The organism is Vibrio sp. D173a, assembly GCF_030248475.1.
In genome coordinates, this window is sequence record NZ_JAHGAH010000263.1 from 1 (window position 1) to 16,141 (window position 16,141).

Genomic DNA, 16,141 nt, shown 5'->3' on the forward strand with positions numbered 1-16,141 from the left:
CAAGTTCCGTCAACACCTTCTTAACCAAAATACCTTTTCACTATACTCTCAATGAGCAACTCTCGATTCCTAGAGCGAAGCGCTCCCGACTCTAGAAGCGCAGCGTTCCCTCTCACAAACAAAAAGGGCCGACACAATGTCGACCCTTTCAAAATCTTAATCTTTAGAATTACAAACCAGCGGCTGCAAACACTTGATTAACGATTTCTTGTGCTTCAGCTTCGATTTGTTTTAGGTGCTCTTCACCTTTGAAGCTTTCACAGTAGATTTTGTAGATGTCTTCGGTACCTGATGGGCGAGCTGCAAACCAACCATTCGCTGTCGTTACTTTAAGGCCACCAATTGCAGCACCATTACCTGGTGCGTGCGTTAGACGAGCTGTAATTGCATCACCAGCCAGAGTTTCAGCCGCTACCATTTCTGGTGACAACTTCTTCAGTACGTTTTTTTGTGGGCCATTAGCTACAGCTTGAATGCGGTTGTACTTAGATTCACCGTGCTTCGCTGCTAGCTCTTCATAGTAATCTTGAGGGTTCTTACCCGTTACCGCAGTGATCTCTGCTGCTAGAAGACATAGCAGGATGCCGTCTTTGTCTGTTGACCAAGGCGTACCATCTTTACGAAGGAAAGACGCACCTGCACTTTCTTCGCCGCCGAAGCCAAACTTACCAGTGTACAGACCATCAACAAACCATTTAAAGCCGACTGGTACTTCACATAGCTCACGACCTAAATCCGCTACAACACGGTCAATCAATGCACTTGAAACTAGCGTTTTACCAACAGCTACGTCTTTACCCCACGCTTCACGGTGACGGTATAGGTAATCGATACAAACCGCTAAGAAGTGGTTCGGGTTCATCAGACCTTTCGGCGTAACGATACCGTGGCGATCGTAGTCAGGGTCGTTACCAAAGGCTAAGTCGTATTCATCTTTCAACGCCAATAGACCCGCCATTGCGTAAGGAGAAGAACAGTCCATACGTACAACGCCGTCTTTATCTAGAGACATGAATTGGAAAGAAGGATCAATCGCTTCACTTACTAGCGTTAGGTCTAGGTTGTATGCCTGACCAATTTGACGCCAGTAATCAATGCCACTGCCACCCAATGGATCTACACCAATCTTCAGGTTTGCTTTTTGGATTGCTTCCATATCGATAACATTCACTAGGTCATCGATGTATGGCTTCACCAAATCCATCTCTACAAACAGATCCGATGCTTTCGCTTCTGCCAGTGGTAGGCGTTTAACACCTTGCAAACCTTCAGCAATCAGTGCGTTTGCACGATCTTCGATTGCTTGAGTCAGTTCAGCCTCTGCTGGACCACCGTGAGTCGGGTTGTATTTGATGCCGCCGTCTTGCGGTGGGTTATGCGATGGGGTAATTACGATACCGTCTGCTTTGTCATCATGCTTGATGTTGTGAGTCAGAATCGCGTGTGAAATACCCGGTGTTGGTGTGTAGCCGTTGTCTTGTTGAACAATCACTTTCACGCCATTTGCAATCAATACTTCAATCACACTTGAAAATGCTGGCTCTGATAGTGCGTGCGTGTCTTTACCAACAAACAATGGACCTGTTGTTCCTTGCTCAGCACGAACTTCCGCTACCGCTTGAGCGATCGCTAAAATGTGGTTTTCGTTAAAAGTGTGCTTGTCTGCAGTACCGCGGTGGCCCGAAGTACCAAATTGAACCTTATGTTCTGCGTTTGCTGCGTCTGGTTGAAGTAAGAAGTAGTTAGCAACGAGTGCTGGGATATTGTGAAGATCTTCCTGCTGCGCTTTTTGCCCAGCACGAGGGTGCTTAGCCATGTTTGACATCCTTTCTTTAAAAACAAATAAAATCAAAAAAGCCTCATAATATCTGCTAAACGCTACATATTATGAGGCTTCTATCAGGTTTCTTAGATTGAACCTGTTACTTTCTCTATTAAGTCAGGCTGGAATTCCATGTGAGCCATCACCTGCTCCACCATCTGTCGCTTACGACTGGTGTTGTTGTTGGTGATTACCCAAAATGGCGTGCCAGGAATTGCTTTAGGTTTGGTAGTGTTACCATTTGCTAGCAGAGTCTCTTCGTTATCAGCAAAGTAAACGCGTTTGCGCCCTTTCACTTTTGTTGCTTGAGAGAAACTCTCTGGATTCAGTTTGTGTAAGGTTGATAGTACCAACATGAAGCGATCAATCGCTTTCTTAAGACCAGCAAACTCGTCAGAGATAAGTAGAGAGCGCATCTCTTTTACGGTATCTACTGATTCTGCTTTGCCAGCATCTTTACTTACTACAATCCCTTGTGGCTGTTCTACTACAGGTGCAACAACTGCTTCCTGCAACTGGCCATCAAGGTTCAAAAGGCGTCGTAAAATATCCGAGGCACTTTCACCGATATGCTTGGTTTGACCCGCAATGTAACGGTATAGATCCTCATCAACCTCAATTGTTTTCATTCGCTTTTCACATTCTCAATGTTTAAACTCTGGGGGATTATAACGAGATCCTCGCGGATACTCCACGTTAAACCCATCACGAATAAGATAAAATGTCAGCATTACTCAACTATAAGCAGGAAGGGCACGGCCAAACGGTTGTTTTGATTCATGGATTGTTTGGCAGTTTCAGTAATCTAGGTTTACTGGCTCGCGACCTCGTTCAAGATCACTGTGTGATCAGCATTGATCTCCGAAATCATGGCCTTTCTTTCCATTCAGAAACACACAACTATGAAGTAATGGCGCAAGATGTTGCTGATTTACTTCGTTATTTGAATATCGAGCCAGCACTTGTCATCGGTCACTCAATGGGCGGAAAAGTTGCGATGAAATTGGCGGATGTTGCGCCAGAGTTTGTTAAACGACTAATCGTACTCGATATGGCGCCAGTGTCTTACCAAACAAACCGTCACGATAACGTGTTTAACGGCCTGCAAGCGGTAATCAAAGAAAAACCGGCCAATCGCCAGCAAACGATGGATATTCTTGCTCAACATATTGAAATCGATGGCGTTAGACAATTCCTGTCGAAATCGTTGTACAAAAATGGTGACCAAATGGACTGGCGCTTTAACGTTGCAAGTTTGCTCAACAACTACGACGACATCATTGGCTGGCAAGAAATTGCACTAACCGACATTCCTACGTTGTTTGTTAAAGGCGGTGATTCCGACTATCTGATGCCTGAGCATCAACCTGCGGTTAAACGCCAGTTTAACAACGCAAAAGCACACATTATTGCCAACACCGGACACTGGTTACATGCCGAGAAACCGGCAGAAGTTATGCGTGTGATCAGGAAATATATTTCGAGTTAACAAATTCGAAAAACAACGCCAGATTATTGAAATAACCCTTCTCGTAGTGCATTAACTTTACCGTTTAACAGTGGTATAGTGCGCCCAAGAATTTTTGGCATGAAGGACGACAATGCTATACGACTATATGGACATGCTCGAGTCGATCGGGCTCGATCTTCTTTTTGCTGCTATCTTCTTCTTCATTGGGATGGCGATAAAAGATGTACTAAAGCAAGGCAATGTACCTGTTTTTGGTCGTCGTATTGTGTGGTTGGTTCTTTTCCTTGGCTGTGCTGGTTTCATCGCCAAAGGTCTGATTCAGCTCAGTTGGGAAGGCACAGGGCTAGGTTAAGCTCTGCTCCCCCATCGCCAGTAACAAACAATGTAAAGGTATAGACTCTATGGCAAGTGTAGGTATCTTCTTCGGTAGCGACACAGGTAATACTGAAGCCGTTGCAAAGATGATTCAAAAGCAACTAGGTAAACAACTAGTTCACGTTCAAGACATCGCAAAAAGCAGCAAAGAAGACATTGATAACTTTGATCTTCTACTTCTAGGTATCCCGACTTGGTACTACGGTGAAGCGCAATGTGATTGGGATGATTTCTTCCCAGAACTTGAGCAAATCGATTTCTCTACGAAGCTAGTTGCTATTTTCGGTTGTGGTGACCAAGAAGATTACGCAGAGTACTTCTGTGACGCAATGGGCACAGTACGTGACATCGTTGAAGCGAAAGGCGGTACTATCCTAGGCCACACTTCGACTGAAAGTTACGAGTTCGAAGCATCTAAAGCTCTAGTAGAAGGTGACGACAGCCAATTCGTTGGTCTGTGTATCGACGAAGACCGTCAACCAGAACTGACTGACGAGCGCGTAGAAAACTGGGTTAAGCAAGTCTACGAAGAGATGTGCCTAGCTGAGCTTGAAGGCTAAGTAAGCATTCATAAAAAAAGACCTCCTTCGTGGAGGTCTTTTTGTATCTAAACAGGCACTAAGAGATTTCTGTCGCAACTTCTTCTTCTCGGTACTGAGGTTTCTTCCTCACGTACAATTTGCGCTGCACTTCCGAAACAACATTACCCTCTTTGTCTTTTACGTGAGTAATGAATTCAGGGAAGCACTTCTCACCATTACGAGTCATTTGATAGATTTCATCTAGCATGCTATCTGTCACCTCAAACTCCGCAAACAAATCACTCTGCCCGGGCTTAATGAAGTTGATACTCGCCTCTTTATCCCAGACGTAGTATTCCTCGCGAAGAATGCCCATCAACATCAAAGAGTAAATTGGGTCAGTGAGAGAGAAAATACTTCCTCCATACTGAGTTCGATTGGCGTTTTTATTCCACCAGCGCAGTTTCAAACGAACTTTCACCGTTCGAAAGTCTTCAGAAATATGTAAGATTTTAATACCAGCCCCCCAGAATGGCGGCCAAATATTCAGCGAAAACTTCACAATTCCTGGTTTATATATCTTAGCAAGTCGCTTATTCATAACTGTCCGTAGTCGTTGCGTTCCAATGTTATCAATATGTAACTGGTCTGATCTGTAATATAATCGACCTGTTTCCAATTTACAAAAAGAATCTATTAACCCTTTGAAGTTCGTGGTTTAATGTTCAGTACGCTTCGCCTATAATGATAGGAATATTATATTCTGTTAAATCGCTGCAGATGATCCAACGGGAAAGTATATGTCAGACAATAATCAGGCGCTGAAGGATGCGGGTCTAAAAGTAACCCTTCCAAGGCTAAAAATTCTAGAAGTACTTCAGCAGCCAGACTGCCAGCACATCAGTGCTGAAGATTTGTACAAAAAGCTAATTGATCTAGGTGAAGAGATCGGACTAGCAACCGTTTATCGTGTACTAAACCAATTCGATGATGCTGGTATTGTTACTCGTCATCATTTCGAAGGCGGTAAATCAGTATTTGAACTGTCAACTCAACATCACCACGACCACCTTGTGTGTCTAGATTGTGGTGCAGTGATTGAGTTTTCAGACGACGTGATCGAAGAACGTCAAAAAGAAATTGCGGCTAAGTACAATGTTACGCTTACTAACCACAGCTTGTACCTATACGGTAAATGTAGCGACGGTTCATGTAAGACAAACCCTGACGCTCACAAGCCAGCAAAATAAAAAGTAACGCTTTTTGTTAAGAAAGACTTAAACGTCAGCCTCGGCTGGCGTTTTTTTATGGAGACAAGCGATGAAGAAAAGGAATTCTTGTGGCTTTGCCTTACTCGAACTGATTATTGCGATTGTCATTCTCGGTATTCTTGCCGTTGTCGCGGCACCAAGATTCTTAAATATCCAAGATGATGCCTATGAAGCAAAGATGGAAGCAATTTCAGATCAATTCGAAACAGCGGTTCGTTTCACACAAAGCCAATGGTTGGTAAATGGCGGTACACCTGAAGCTCGGCAAGACTTAGAAGGTTACGGTGGTGGAGAGTTGGATGTAAATGAGTTTGGCTACCCTTTAGGAACAAACAAAGGCAACCGAAATGGAGTGATTGGTAACCCCTACAACATAGGGCAAGGGAATTCGGGTTGTATTGCCGTATGGCAAGCCCTACTTGGTGACGAATATTCCCTATCAAATAATCGCAACGCTGACGATCGGTTTGACTTTATTACACGTCGGGTCCAAGACAAAGACTCTCATCAATCTGTTTGCTATTACACGTTTACCAAGAAAGGCTACGAACGAAACCCTGAGAGTTCAACCTACGTCATATGGTACGACTCAAAAACCGGTAGCGTCACAACATCCAAACCGACACGATTAGAATAACCATAAAAAATGCCAGCAATGATGCTGGCATTTTTGTTAGCGAGGAATGGAGATTATTGAGTCTCGATTTTCGCCCAGGTATCACGTAGGCCAACCGTACGGTTGAACACTAACTTGTTCGCTGAAGAGTCTTTTGAATCTGCACAGAAATAACCCGTACGCTCAAACTGGTAGCCTTTTTCAGCTTCTGATGTCGCTAGGCTTGGCTCAACAAAACCATTTAGAACCACGAGTGATTCTGGATTGATCGTCGCAGCAAAGTCATCCGCAGCGGCTGGGTTTGGCACTGTGAACAAGCGATCATAAAGACGGATTTCTGCCGGCAGTGCTTTATCCGCTGAAACCCAGTGAATAACGCCCTTCACTTTTCGGCCATCTGCTGGGTTCTTACCTAGTGTGTCAGCATCATAAGTACAGAAGATGATTGTGATCTTGCCTTCCGCGTCTTTCTCAATACGTTCTGCTTTGATCACGTATGCGCCACGTAGACGTACCTCTTTACCCAAAACAAGACGCTTGTACTTCTTATTTGCTTCTTCACGGAAATCTTCACGCTCAATCCAAACTTCGCGAGTGAATGGTACTTCACGCTCACCCATTTCAGGTTTGTTTGGATGGTTAGCAACTGTCAGTGTCTCTACCGCGTCTTCTTCGAAGTTCTCGATAACAAGTTTAACAGGATCGAGAACGGCCATCGCACGTGGTGCGTTTTCGTTTAGATCATCACGAATACATGACTCTAAAGAACCAAACTCAATCATGTTCTCTTGTTTGGTTACGCCAATACGCTTACAGAATTCACGAATAGATGCAGATGTAAAACCACGACGACGCAGACCAGATACGGTTGGCATACGTGGGTCATCCCAACCATCAACCAATTTCTCAGTTACTAGTTGGTTTAGCTTACGCTTAGACATCACTGTGTATTCAAGATTTAGGCGGCTGAATTCGTACTGGTGTGGACGACAATCAATTGTGATGTTGTCTAAAACCCAGTCGTACAGACGACGGTTATCCATGAACTCTAGAGTACAGATAGAGTGCGTAATGCCTTCTAGCGCATCAGAGATACAGTGTGTGAAGTCGTACATTGGGTAAATGCACCACTTATCACCAGTCTGGTGGTGAGTCGCGAAACGTACACGGTAGATTACTGGGTCACGCATAACCATGAATGAAGAACCCATGTCGATCTTCGCACGAAGACACGCTTTACCTTCTTCGAACTCACCCGCACGCATTTTTTCAAATAGCGCTAGGTTTTCTTCGATTGGGCGATCACGGTATGGGCTTGGTTTACCCGGAGCCGTTAACGTACCGCGGTATTCACGAATCTGCTCAGGACTTAGCTCATCAACGTACGCTAAGCCTTTATTAATCAATTCAATTGCATATTCGTAAAGCTTGTCGAAGTAGTTTGATGAGTAACATACTTCACCATCCCACTCGAAGCCCAACCAGTTTACATCTTTCTTGATAGACTCAACGTATTCGATGTCTTCTTTTTCAGGGTTTGTATCGTCGAAACGTAAATTACATTGGCCCTGGTAGTCCTGAGCAATACCGAAGTTCAAACAGATAGACTTAGCATGACCGATGTGCAGGTAGCCATTCGGCTCCGGCGGGAATCGAGTATGCACGCTAGTGTGTTTACCATCCGCTAGATCTTTATCAATGATCTGGCGAATAAAGTTTGATGGACGAGCATCAGCTTCACTCATCTATAGCACCTCAAAAATATTAGTATTGTCAGAGAAAACAGTACTCCGTAACCGTACTCGGTTTACAGAGTGCATTGTTCCTAATGATCCACAATTCTTAGCGATTAGACAACAAGAACCGTCGTTAAAACGGCAATATTTCTCTTCTTCGCTTGAAAGCACAGCATATTAAATCTGCACAAACAAAAAAAGACCTCCCGAAGGAGGTCTTTATAGAGAGTCATTAAGATGTAATTAAGGCAGTTTTACATCTGATAGGTCTTCACCTGCACCGATTGCTTTCATTTCACCAGCAACGATTTCTGCAAGAGGACCAAGGATAACTTGAAGGTTGTTTTCGCCAAGCTTAACCACACCTTTCGCGCCTAGTTTCTTAAGTACTGCTTCGTCAGCAACAGAGCGGTCTTTAAGCGTTAGACGTAGACGAGTGATACACGCGTCGATTGAAGTTAGGTTATCGTGACCACCTAGCGCTTTCAGGTATTGACGAGCTAGGTCACCTTTTGCTGCATCACCAGCTGGAGCAGCTGCTGTTTCGTTATCGTCGTCTTCACGACCTGGCGATTTCAGGTTGAAAGCGCGGATTGCGAAGCTGAATGTGAAGAAGTATAGAGCACCGAAGCCTAGACCTACTGCGAACAGTACTAGTGGCTTAGTTGCTAGACCGTAGTTCAGTACGAAGTCGATTAGACCTGCAGAGAAACCAAAGCCGTGTAGCGTGCCAAGCATGTTTGCGATTACTAGAGACAGACCTGTAAATACTGCGTGGATTGCGTATAGAGCAGGTGCTAGGAATACGAACATGAACTCTAGAGGCTCAGTGATACCTGTTAGGAATGAACAGAATGCTACTGAGAATAGTGCACCACCAACTTGGCTGCGCTTCTCGACTGGTGCTGCTAGGTACATAGCAAGTGCCGCACCTGGTAGACCGAACATCATCACAGGGAAGAAACCGTTCATGAATACACCAGCGCTCTTATCGCCGCCGAAGAAGCGGTGTAGGTCACCAGATTTCAGAGTTTCAGTTACTTCTTTAACTGTTGCAGTGATTTCTGGAGTTACAGAGTTAGCGAATTCGAATGTGTGAGTTTGACCAGCAACAAGAGTCTTAGCTAGAGCTGGGTCAACACAAAGCTGTTGTAGTGCAGGAAGCGCTTGACCAGCAGCAGTTGCGCCAGAAACTAGAACTTCTTGACACGTACCCATACCGAACCAGAAGTACGAGTTTAGTACGTGGTGTAGACCTACAGGGATAAGTGCACGGTTAAGAGTACCGTATACGAATTGACCGATAGCACCAGAAGTAGAAACTGCGTGTGCTAGTGCGTCAAGACCGCCTTGGATTGTTGGCCATACAACACCAGCAATTGCACCAGCTACTAGCGAGAATAGACCCGCCATGATTGGTACTAGACGTTTGCCAGAGAAAAATGCCAACCACTCAGGAAGACGAGTAGCATGGAAAGCGTTGTAAGAGTGACCAGCGATGATACCTGCAATGATACCGCCGAAGAATGACATGTTAACGCTTGCATCGATTGTTGCTGCTGTTGCAGTAAGTACGAAGTAAGCAACTGCACCTGCTAGACCAGCAGCACCTTGACCATCTTTAGAAAGACCGATCGCGATACCTAGACCGAATAGCAGTGGTAGTTGACTAAAGATTGCGTTACCAGCAGATGCCATAAACGCTATGTCTAACAGGTCAGGCTGACCCAAACGTAGTAAAAGCGCTGCAACTGGAAGCGTTGCGATAGGAAGCATAAGAGCTTTACCTAACTTCTGCGCGTATCCAAGAATATTCACCTTAAGTTCCCCCTATAGGATTTTATGTTTTGTTGAATGACTTATTTCAGTCGTTCAATTTAGTCGCTACCAGTTTATGATATTAATTTTGCTCCGCAAATTAAAACCTCATTGTTTGTGATCATAATCACCAGAAATTGGTCATTCAGAAGGTTTTTGCTAGCGAGATCATAAAACTTATTTTATTATACGAAAAAATGGCGTTTTAGAGATAAGATTCTCGGACTTTATGCAAGACAGAATCAGTGTTATTTTGGTATCTCTACAGATGATTCGCAGTAACTTTGCTCTGGAAAACAATCATAAAAACTAATTCATTTATTATTTTTCAGTTAGTTACTCTGATAATGACATCGATAAAACGCGACTTGCTGTATGTGACTCGTTATCTAATTCAGTGATACAAACTAAGTACCAGCCCGACTCATGGAGTCGCCAGTTAGATAACGGAACAGAAAATGAATTCTCATCTATAAGGACTAGCTGACTATGTACGCGCTAAGTAACTGTAAAATCTATACCGGTAGTGATGTTCTTACCGATCATGCTGTCATCATCGACAATGACCAGATTCAATCAGTTGTGCCAGTGACTCAACTACCAGAAGGTATTGAAGTAAAAGATCTGGACGGTGCTAACCTAAGCCCTGGTTTTATCGACCTACAGCTAAACGGCTGTGGCGGTGTGATGCTTAACGACGAAATCACACCAGAAACAATGCAAATCATGCATGAAGCAAACCTTAAATCTGGTTGTACAAGCTTTCTACCTACTCTAATCACATCTTCAGACGAAGACATGCGCGCTTCGATTGCTGCAGCTCGTGAGTACCACAACAAATACCAAAACCAATCGCTAGGTTTGCATCTTGAAGGTCCGTACCTAAACGTAGCGAAAAAAGGTATTCACAGCGTTGACTTCATCCGCCCTTCTGACGACGGTATGATTGACCTGATTTGCGCAAACGCAGACATCATTGCAAAAGTAACGCTAGCTCCAGAACAAAATGACCCTGAGCATATCTCTCGTTTGAAAGCGGCTGGCATCGTGGTTTCTATCGGTCACACCAACGCAACATACGCAGAAGCACGTCAAGGTTTCGAAGCAGGTATCACATTTGCCACTCACCTATTCAATGCGATGACGCCAATGGTTGGCCGTGAACCAGGTGTGGTTGGTGCGATTTACGACACCCCAGAAGTTTATGCAGGTATCATTGCAGACGGTTTCCACGTTGATTACGCAAACATTCGAATTGCTCATAAAATCAAGGGCGAAAAGCTTGTTTTGGTGACGGATGCCACAGCTCCAGCAGGTGCTGACATTGATCACTTTATTTTTGTCGGTAAGAAAGTATATTACCGAGATGGTAAGTGTGTTGATGAAAATGGCACACTAGGCGGCTCAGCTCTGACTATGATCGAAGCAGTTCAGAATACAGTTGAGCACGCAGGCATCGCTTTAGACGAAGCTCTACGAATGGCTACACTGTACCCAGCAACCGCAATCGGTGTTGAGGACCGTCTTGGCCGAGTTCGAAAAGGTATGGTAGCAAACCTTACTGTTTTCGATCGTGACTTCAATGTAAAAGCGACGGTTGTTAACGGACAATACGAGCAAAATTAAGCATGAATGGCGGACAGATTGGTAATGTAGATTTAGTAAAACAGCTTAACAGCGCTGCGGTATACAGGCTGATTGACCAACAAGGTCCAATCTCCCGTATTCAAGTCGCGGATGTTAGTCAGCTCGCCCCAGCGAGTGTTACCAAAATAACCCGCCAACTTTTAGAGCGCGGCTTAATTAAAGAAGTCGCGCAACAAGCTTCTACCGGTGGTCGTCGAGCAATCTCGTTGACCACTGAAGTAAAACCTTTCCACTCTATCGCTGTTCGATTAGGTCGTGACTACGTGCAATTCTGCTTGTACGACTTAGGCGGCACAGCATTGGCACAAGATCAACACGAGCTTCATTACAGCAACCAAGCTGATTTGATTGCTGGATTGATTGATTTACTGAAAGACTTCGTTAATCGTTGCCAAGACAAGATCGACCAACTTATCGCGATCGGTATCACACTGCCTGGTCTGGTGAACCCAACCACAGGTGTTGTTGAGTACATGCCGAATACAGATATTGATAACCTCGCTCTAGGCGAAATCATTCGTGAAAAATTTAATACCGCGTGTTTTGTTGGTAACGACGTGCGTGGTATGGCACTAGCTGAACACTACTTTGGCGCGAGCCAAGACTGCCAAGATTCGATTCTGGTCAGTGTTCACCGCGGTACTGGTGCTGGTATTATCGTGAACGGTCAGGTATTCCTTGGTTTCAACCGCAACGTCGGTGAAATCGGTCACATCCAAATCGACCCACTTGGCGAGCAATGCCAATGCGGTAACTTTGGCTGTCTAGAAACGGTTGCTGCCAACCCGGCCATCGTACAACGAGTGAAAAAGCTGATTGCACAAGGTTACGAATCGAGCCTGACTCAACTTGAACACATCACCATTGATGACGTTTGTACTCATGGGATGAATGGTGACGAGCTGGCGAAACAAAGCCTAGTTCGCGTAGGTAACCAACTTGGTAAAGCTATCGCGATCACGATTAACTTGTTTAACCCGCAAAAAATCGTTATTGCTGGTGACATTACTGCCGCGGAAGAAATTGTGTTCCCCGCAATCCAGCGCAACGTAGAAAACCAATCTTTAAAGACTTTCCATAACGAACTTCCTATTGTTGCCTCTCACATTGATAAGCAACCAACAATGGGTGCATTTGCGATGATCAAGCGCGCTATGTTGAACGGAGTTTTGTTACAAAAGTTACTAGAAGACTAAGTTTATACATCCAATTGCGTTACAATCTCGGGCTGTGGTTTCACAGCCCGTTTTTGTATATCAGGAATATAGCTCAATAGTATGGAAATTATTCTAATTACAACGGCGTTCCTCGCCGGCTTCATCGCTCTAAAATGTAACCTCCCCCCTTTGGTCGGTTTCCTACTTGCAGGTTTTGGCCTTCATGCGTTTGGCTACCAAAGTAATGACGTCATTGTCACGCTCGCAGACCTTGGTGTGACCTTGCTGCTTTTCACCATTGGTTTAAAGCTGGATGTAAAAACGCTGCTTTCTAAAGAAATTTGGGGCGGTGCTACAGCGCACAATATTCTCTCGACTCTTTTCTTTGCTCTGGTTCTCGTTGGGCTGAAGCTGCTTGGGCTTTCATCCCTTGCCACCATGGATCACAGTCAGATCCTACTGCTCGCTTTCGCTCTCTCTTTCTCTAGTACCGTATTTGCAGTTAAAACGCTGCAAGAGAAAGGCGAGATGAACGCCACCTACGGCACACTAGCAATCGGTATTCTGGTTATGCAGGATATCTTTGCTGTGGTCTTCCTTACCGCTTCCACAGGTAAGATTCCTGAATGGTACGCCATTGGATTATTTGCCTTGCCGTTTCTCCGCCCATTGTTCTACAAGCTGCTAGACAAAGTTGGTCACGGCGAGATGCTGGTGCTGTTTGGTATCTTCTTCGCGCTCGTGGTCGGTGCCGGCTTATTTGAACTGGTCGGCATGAAGCCAGATTTGGGTGCTTTGATATTGGGTATGCTATTGGCTGGGCATCGTAAAGCGTCCGAGCTATCCAAATCGTTGTTTAATATGAAGGAACTGTTCCTCGTCTGTTTCTTCCTTAACATTGGTTTATCAGCTTCATTGAGCTTTACCGGCGTAGGTTTAGCGCTGCTATTTATCTTGCTGCTGCCTATCAAGGGGCTGCTCTACTTCCTCACCATCAACCACTTTAAGTTCCGAGTACGTACTTCATTGCTGACGTCGCTATCGCTTTTCAACTACAGTGAGTTCGGTCTGATTGTTGGTGGTCTGGCTTACAAGATGGGTTGGATGCCGAGCGACATGTTGGCCGCAATTGCTGTCGCTGTGTCTATCTCGTTTATTATCTCTGCCCCGCTAAACCGATTGGGTCATCAGATTTACCAACATTCAGGTAAATGGCTACAAGAAACCGCAGCAGAGAAACTGAACCAACGAGACCAACTCATCAATCCTGGTCATGCTCAAGTACTGATCCTTGGTATGGGACGAATTGGCACTGGCGCCTACGACGAACTGCGCGCTCGCTATGGCAAGATTTCACTGGGTGTTGAAGTCCGTGAAGAGGCCGCACACAAGCTTCGCTCTGAAGGCCGCAATGTCATCTCTGGCGATGCGACAGACCCAGATTTTTGGGAGCGTATTTTGGACACTGCTAATGTCAAAATGGTGCTTCTTGCAATGCCACATCACCAAGGTAACCAAACCGCACTGGAGCAACTGCAAAGTCGAAACTATAAGGGACAAATTGCAGCGATTGCTGAATACCCAGACCAGCTTGAAGGCTTATTAGAGACAGGAGTCGATGCTGCATTTAACATCTATAGTGAGGCTGGTAGCGGTTTTGCACGTCATGTTTGCGATCAACTTCAACCTCAATTTACACCGATGAAATAAGCATTGAGGTGGATATATTTTCATAGCCCTCTTTTAACAAGAGGGCTTTTTTGTACGTTTTTCAAACCAAACCTTGATTTCATTAATCAAAATTAGACATTTTTTAAATACCATCTAATCAAAAAGGCTTTTTATCATTTTTTTAATCATAAAACGTTGCTTTTTTTACTCAGAATGGCAAATTGAACCTATACCGATTAAAAATTGTTTAGTTTAAAAAGGATGTTGTATGTGTTCAGTATTTGGCATTTTAGACATTAAGAGCGATGCAGCGGCATTGCGCCCTATAGCACTTGAGATGTCGAAAAAGCTTCGTCATCGCGGTCCAGACTGGTCTGGTATTTACTCATCAGAGCGCGCAATCCTGGCGCACGAGCGCTTGGCGATCGTTGGTCTAAATAGTGGTGCCCAGCCACTATACAGCCCTGATAAAAAACTCATCCTTGCGGTAAACGGTGAAATCTACAACCACAAAGAGATTCGTGCTCGCTATGAAGGCAAATACGAATTCCAAACCGATTCAGACTGTGAAGTTATCCTAGCGCTATACCAAGACATGGGCGCTGACCTTCTTGAAGAACTAAACGGTATTTTTGCATTCGTACTCTACGATGAAGATAAAGATGAATACCTAGTTGGCCGTGACCACATTGGCATCATTCCACTTTACCAAGGTTACGATGAGCACGGTAACTACTACGTTGCGTCAGAAATGAAAGCACTTGTTCCTGTGTGTAAGACCGTGAGTGAGTTCCCTCCAGGCTGTCACTACGGCAGTGCCGATGCAGAACCTCAGCGCTACTACATCCGCGACTGGAACGAGTACGCAGCAGTGCAAGGCAATAGTACAAGCAAAGAAGAATTGACTGAAGCGCTAGAAGCAGCAGTGAAACGCCAACTGATGACTGACGTGCCATACGGTGTGCTTCTTTCTGGTGGTCTGGATTCTTCTATCACTTCAGCAGTTGCAAAACGATTTGCAGCGATGCGTATTGAAGACGATGAGAAATCTGAAGCATGGTGGCCACAGCTGCACTCATTCGCAGTGGGCCTAGAAGGTGCACCAGACTTGAAAGCCGCTCGCGAAGTTGCAGACCAGATTGGTACTGTTCACCACGAGATGACCTACACGATTCAAGAAGGTCTGGACGCGATTCGCGATGTGATTTACCACATTGAAACGTATGACGTAACGACTATCCGCGCTTCAACACCAATGTTCCTAATGGGTCGTAAGATCAAAGCAATGGGCATCAAGATGGTACTGTCTGGTGAAGGTGCAGATGAAATCTTTGGTGGTTACCTGTACTTCCACAAAGCACCAAACGCAAAAGAGTTCCACGAAGAGACGGTACGTAAATTGCTCGCTCTGAACATGTTTGACTGTGCACGTGCTAACAAATCACTAGCAGCATGGGGCGTAGAAGGACGTGTACCTTTCCTAGATAAAGAGTTTATTGATGTTGCAATGCGCTTGAACCCAGCAGATAAGATGTGTGGCAATGGTAAGATGGAAAAACACATTCTTCGTGAGTGTTTCGAGCACTACCTACCAGAATCGATCGCATGGCGTCAAAAAGAGCAGTTCTCTGATGGTGTAGGTTATAGCTGGATCGATACTTTGAAAGAAGTGGCAGAACAGAAAGTAACGGATCAACAAATGGAAACGGCACAATTCCGCTTCCCTTACAACACACCAACAACCAAAGAAGGTTATGTCTACCGCGAAATCTTTGAAGAGTTGTTCCCGCTACCATCTGCAGCAGAATGTGTACCTGGTGGCCCTTCAGTAGCATGTTCTTCAGCGAAAGCGATTGAATGGGATGAGTCATTCCAAAACTGTGTTGACCCTTCAGGTCGTGCAGTACAGACCGTTCACAACGACGCATATTAATTATTCGTTGTTTCAAAGAGGGTTGGCTTCACCAACCCTTTTAAAGCAAACACAATAGATACGATCAAAAAGAGGTGCTTGCGCACTAATGCCGATCAGTTAA

At 44.8% G+C, this 16,141-nt stretch carries 14 protein-coding genes; 9 read left to right on the forward strand and 5 right to left on the reverse strand.

Annotation, left to right across the window (positions count from 1 at the left end; translation table 11 throughout):
- Positions 1 to 169: 169 nt before the first annotated feature.
- Both pgm and seqA read right to left on the reverse strand, forming a co-directional pair.
- Positions 170 to 1,816 carry a phosphoglucomutase (alpha-D-glucose-1,6-bisphosphate-dependent) gene (pgm, locus tag KIV40_RS23380; protein WP_285351579.1) on the reverse strand — a complete coding sequence of 549 codons (1,647 nt, stop codon included), beginning with the start codon at positions 1,814 to 1,816 and terminating at the stop codon, positions 170 to 172.
- A 92-nt stretch (positions 1,817 to 1,908) separates the two neighbouring features.
- Positions 1,909 to 2,451 carry a replication initiation negative regulator SeqA gene (gene seqA / locus KIV40_RS23385; RefSeq protein ID WP_005535181.1) on the reverse strand — a complete coding sequence of 181 codons (543 nt, stop codon included), beginning with the start codon at positions 2,449 to 2,451 and terminating at the stop codon, positions 1,909 to 1,911.
- Between the two features lie 92 nt (positions 2,452 to 2,543).
- On the opposite strand from seqA, the gene KIV40_RS23390 reads away from it, so the two are divergent.
- The 3 genes from KIV40_RS23390 (at position 2,544) to fldA (ending at position 4,228) form a co-directional block, all read left to right on the forward strand.
- A complete protein-coding gene (locus KIV40_RS23390; RefSeq protein ID WP_012127257.1) occupies positions 2,544 to 3,311 on the forward strand; it encodes an alpha/beta fold hydrolase in 768 nt (255 codons plus the stop codon).
- A 112-nt stretch (positions 3,312 to 3,423) separates the two neighbouring features.
- Positions 3,424 to 3,645, forward strand: coding sequence for a DUF2788 domain-containing protein (locus KIV40_RS23395; RefSeq protein WP_005446406.1), 222 nt, complete (start codon positions 3,424 to 3,426; stop codon positions 3,643 to 3,645).
- Between the two features lie 49 nt (positions 3,646 to 3,694).
- The gene (fldA, locus tag KIV40_RS23400) at positions 3,695 to 4,228 is read left to right on the forward strand and encodes a flavodoxin FldA (protein WP_010643291.1); all 534 of its coding nucleotides are present in this window, start codon (positions 3,695 to 3,697) and stop codon (positions 4,226 to 4,228) included.
- Positions 4,229 to 4,286: 58 nt separating this feature from the next.
- Here the strand turns inward: fldA and KIV40_RS23405 are convergent, their stop codons facing one another.
- The gene (locus tag KIV40_RS23405; protein ID WP_012127256.1) at positions 4,287 to 4,790 is read right to left on the reverse strand and encodes a DUF4442 domain-containing protein; all 504 of its coding nucleotides are present in this window, start codon (positions 4,788 to 4,790) and stop codon (positions 4,287 to 4,289) included.
- A gap of 199 nt (positions 4,791 to 4,989) precedes the next feature.
- Here KIV40_RS23405 and fcrX point away from each other — a divergent pair, with 199 nt between their 5' ends.
- A complete protein-coding gene (gene fcrX, locus KIV40_RS23410; protein WP_005535189.1) occupies positions 4,990 to 5,439 on the forward strand; it encodes a ferric iron uptake transcriptional regulator FcrX in 450 nt (149 codons plus the stop codon).
- A 70-nt stretch (positions 5,440 to 5,509) separates the two neighbouring features.
- Positions 5,510 to 6,097, forward strand: a complete 588-nt coding sequence (locus KIV40_RS23415; RefSeq protein ID WP_285351584.1) for a type II secretion system protein — start codon at positions 5,510 to 5,512, stop codon at positions 6,095 to 6,097.
- A gap of 53 nt (positions 6,098 to 6,150) precedes the next feature.
- Here KIV40_RS23415 and glnS read toward each other — a convergent pair whose 3' ends face one another.
- Positions 6,151 to 7,821 (reverse strand): glutamine--tRNA ligase, encoded by a 1,671-nt coding sequence (gene glnS / locus KIV40_RS23420; RefSeq protein ID WP_285351586.1) that lies wholly within the window; start codon positions 7,819 to 7,821, stop codon positions 6,151 to 6,153.
- 234 nt (positions 7,822 to 8,055) lie between these two features.
- Entirely contained in the window at positions 8,056 to 9,630 is a 1,575-nt protein-coding gene (gene nagE, locus KIV40_RS23425) for an N-acetylglucosamine-specific PTS transporter subunit IIBC (RefSeq protein WP_012127254.1), read from the reverse strand.
- A 489-nt stretch (positions 9,631 to 10,119) separates the two neighbouring features.
- Here nagE and nagA point away from each other — a divergent pair, with 489 nt between their 5' ends.
- The 4 genes from nagA to asnB all read left to right on the forward strand — a co-directional run bounded on the left by nagA (position 10,120) and on the right by asnB (position 16,038).
- Positions 10,120 to 11,256, forward strand: a complete 1,137-nt coding sequence (gene nagA / locus KIV40_RS23430; protein ID WP_005535197.1) for an N-acetylglucosamine-6-phosphate deacetylase — start codon at positions 10,120 to 10,122, stop codon at positions 11,254 to 11,256.
- A 2-nt stretch (positions 11,257 to 11,258) separates the two neighbouring features.
- Positions 11,259 to 12,473: an ROK family protein gene (locus KIV40_RS23435; RefSeq protein ID WP_012127253.1), complete on the forward strand. Its 1,215-nt coding sequence runs from the start codon at positions 11,259 to 11,261 to the stop codon at positions 12,471 to 12,473.
- An 81-nt stretch (positions 12,474 to 12,554) separates the two neighbouring features.
- Positions 12,555 to 14,144, forward strand: coding sequence for a cation:proton antiporter family protein (locus tag KIV40_RS23440; protein WP_255938089.1), 1,590 nt, complete (start codon positions 12,555 to 12,557; stop codon positions 14,142 to 14,144).
- Between the two features lie 229 nt (positions 14,145 to 14,373).
- Positions 14,374 to 16,038: an asparagine synthase B gene (asnB, locus tag KIV40_RS23445; protein ID WP_005425432.1), complete on the forward strand. Its 1,665-nt coding sequence runs from the start codon at positions 14,374 to 14,376 to the stop codon at positions 16,036 to 16,038.
- Positions 16,039 to 16,141 lie beyond the last annotated feature (103 nt).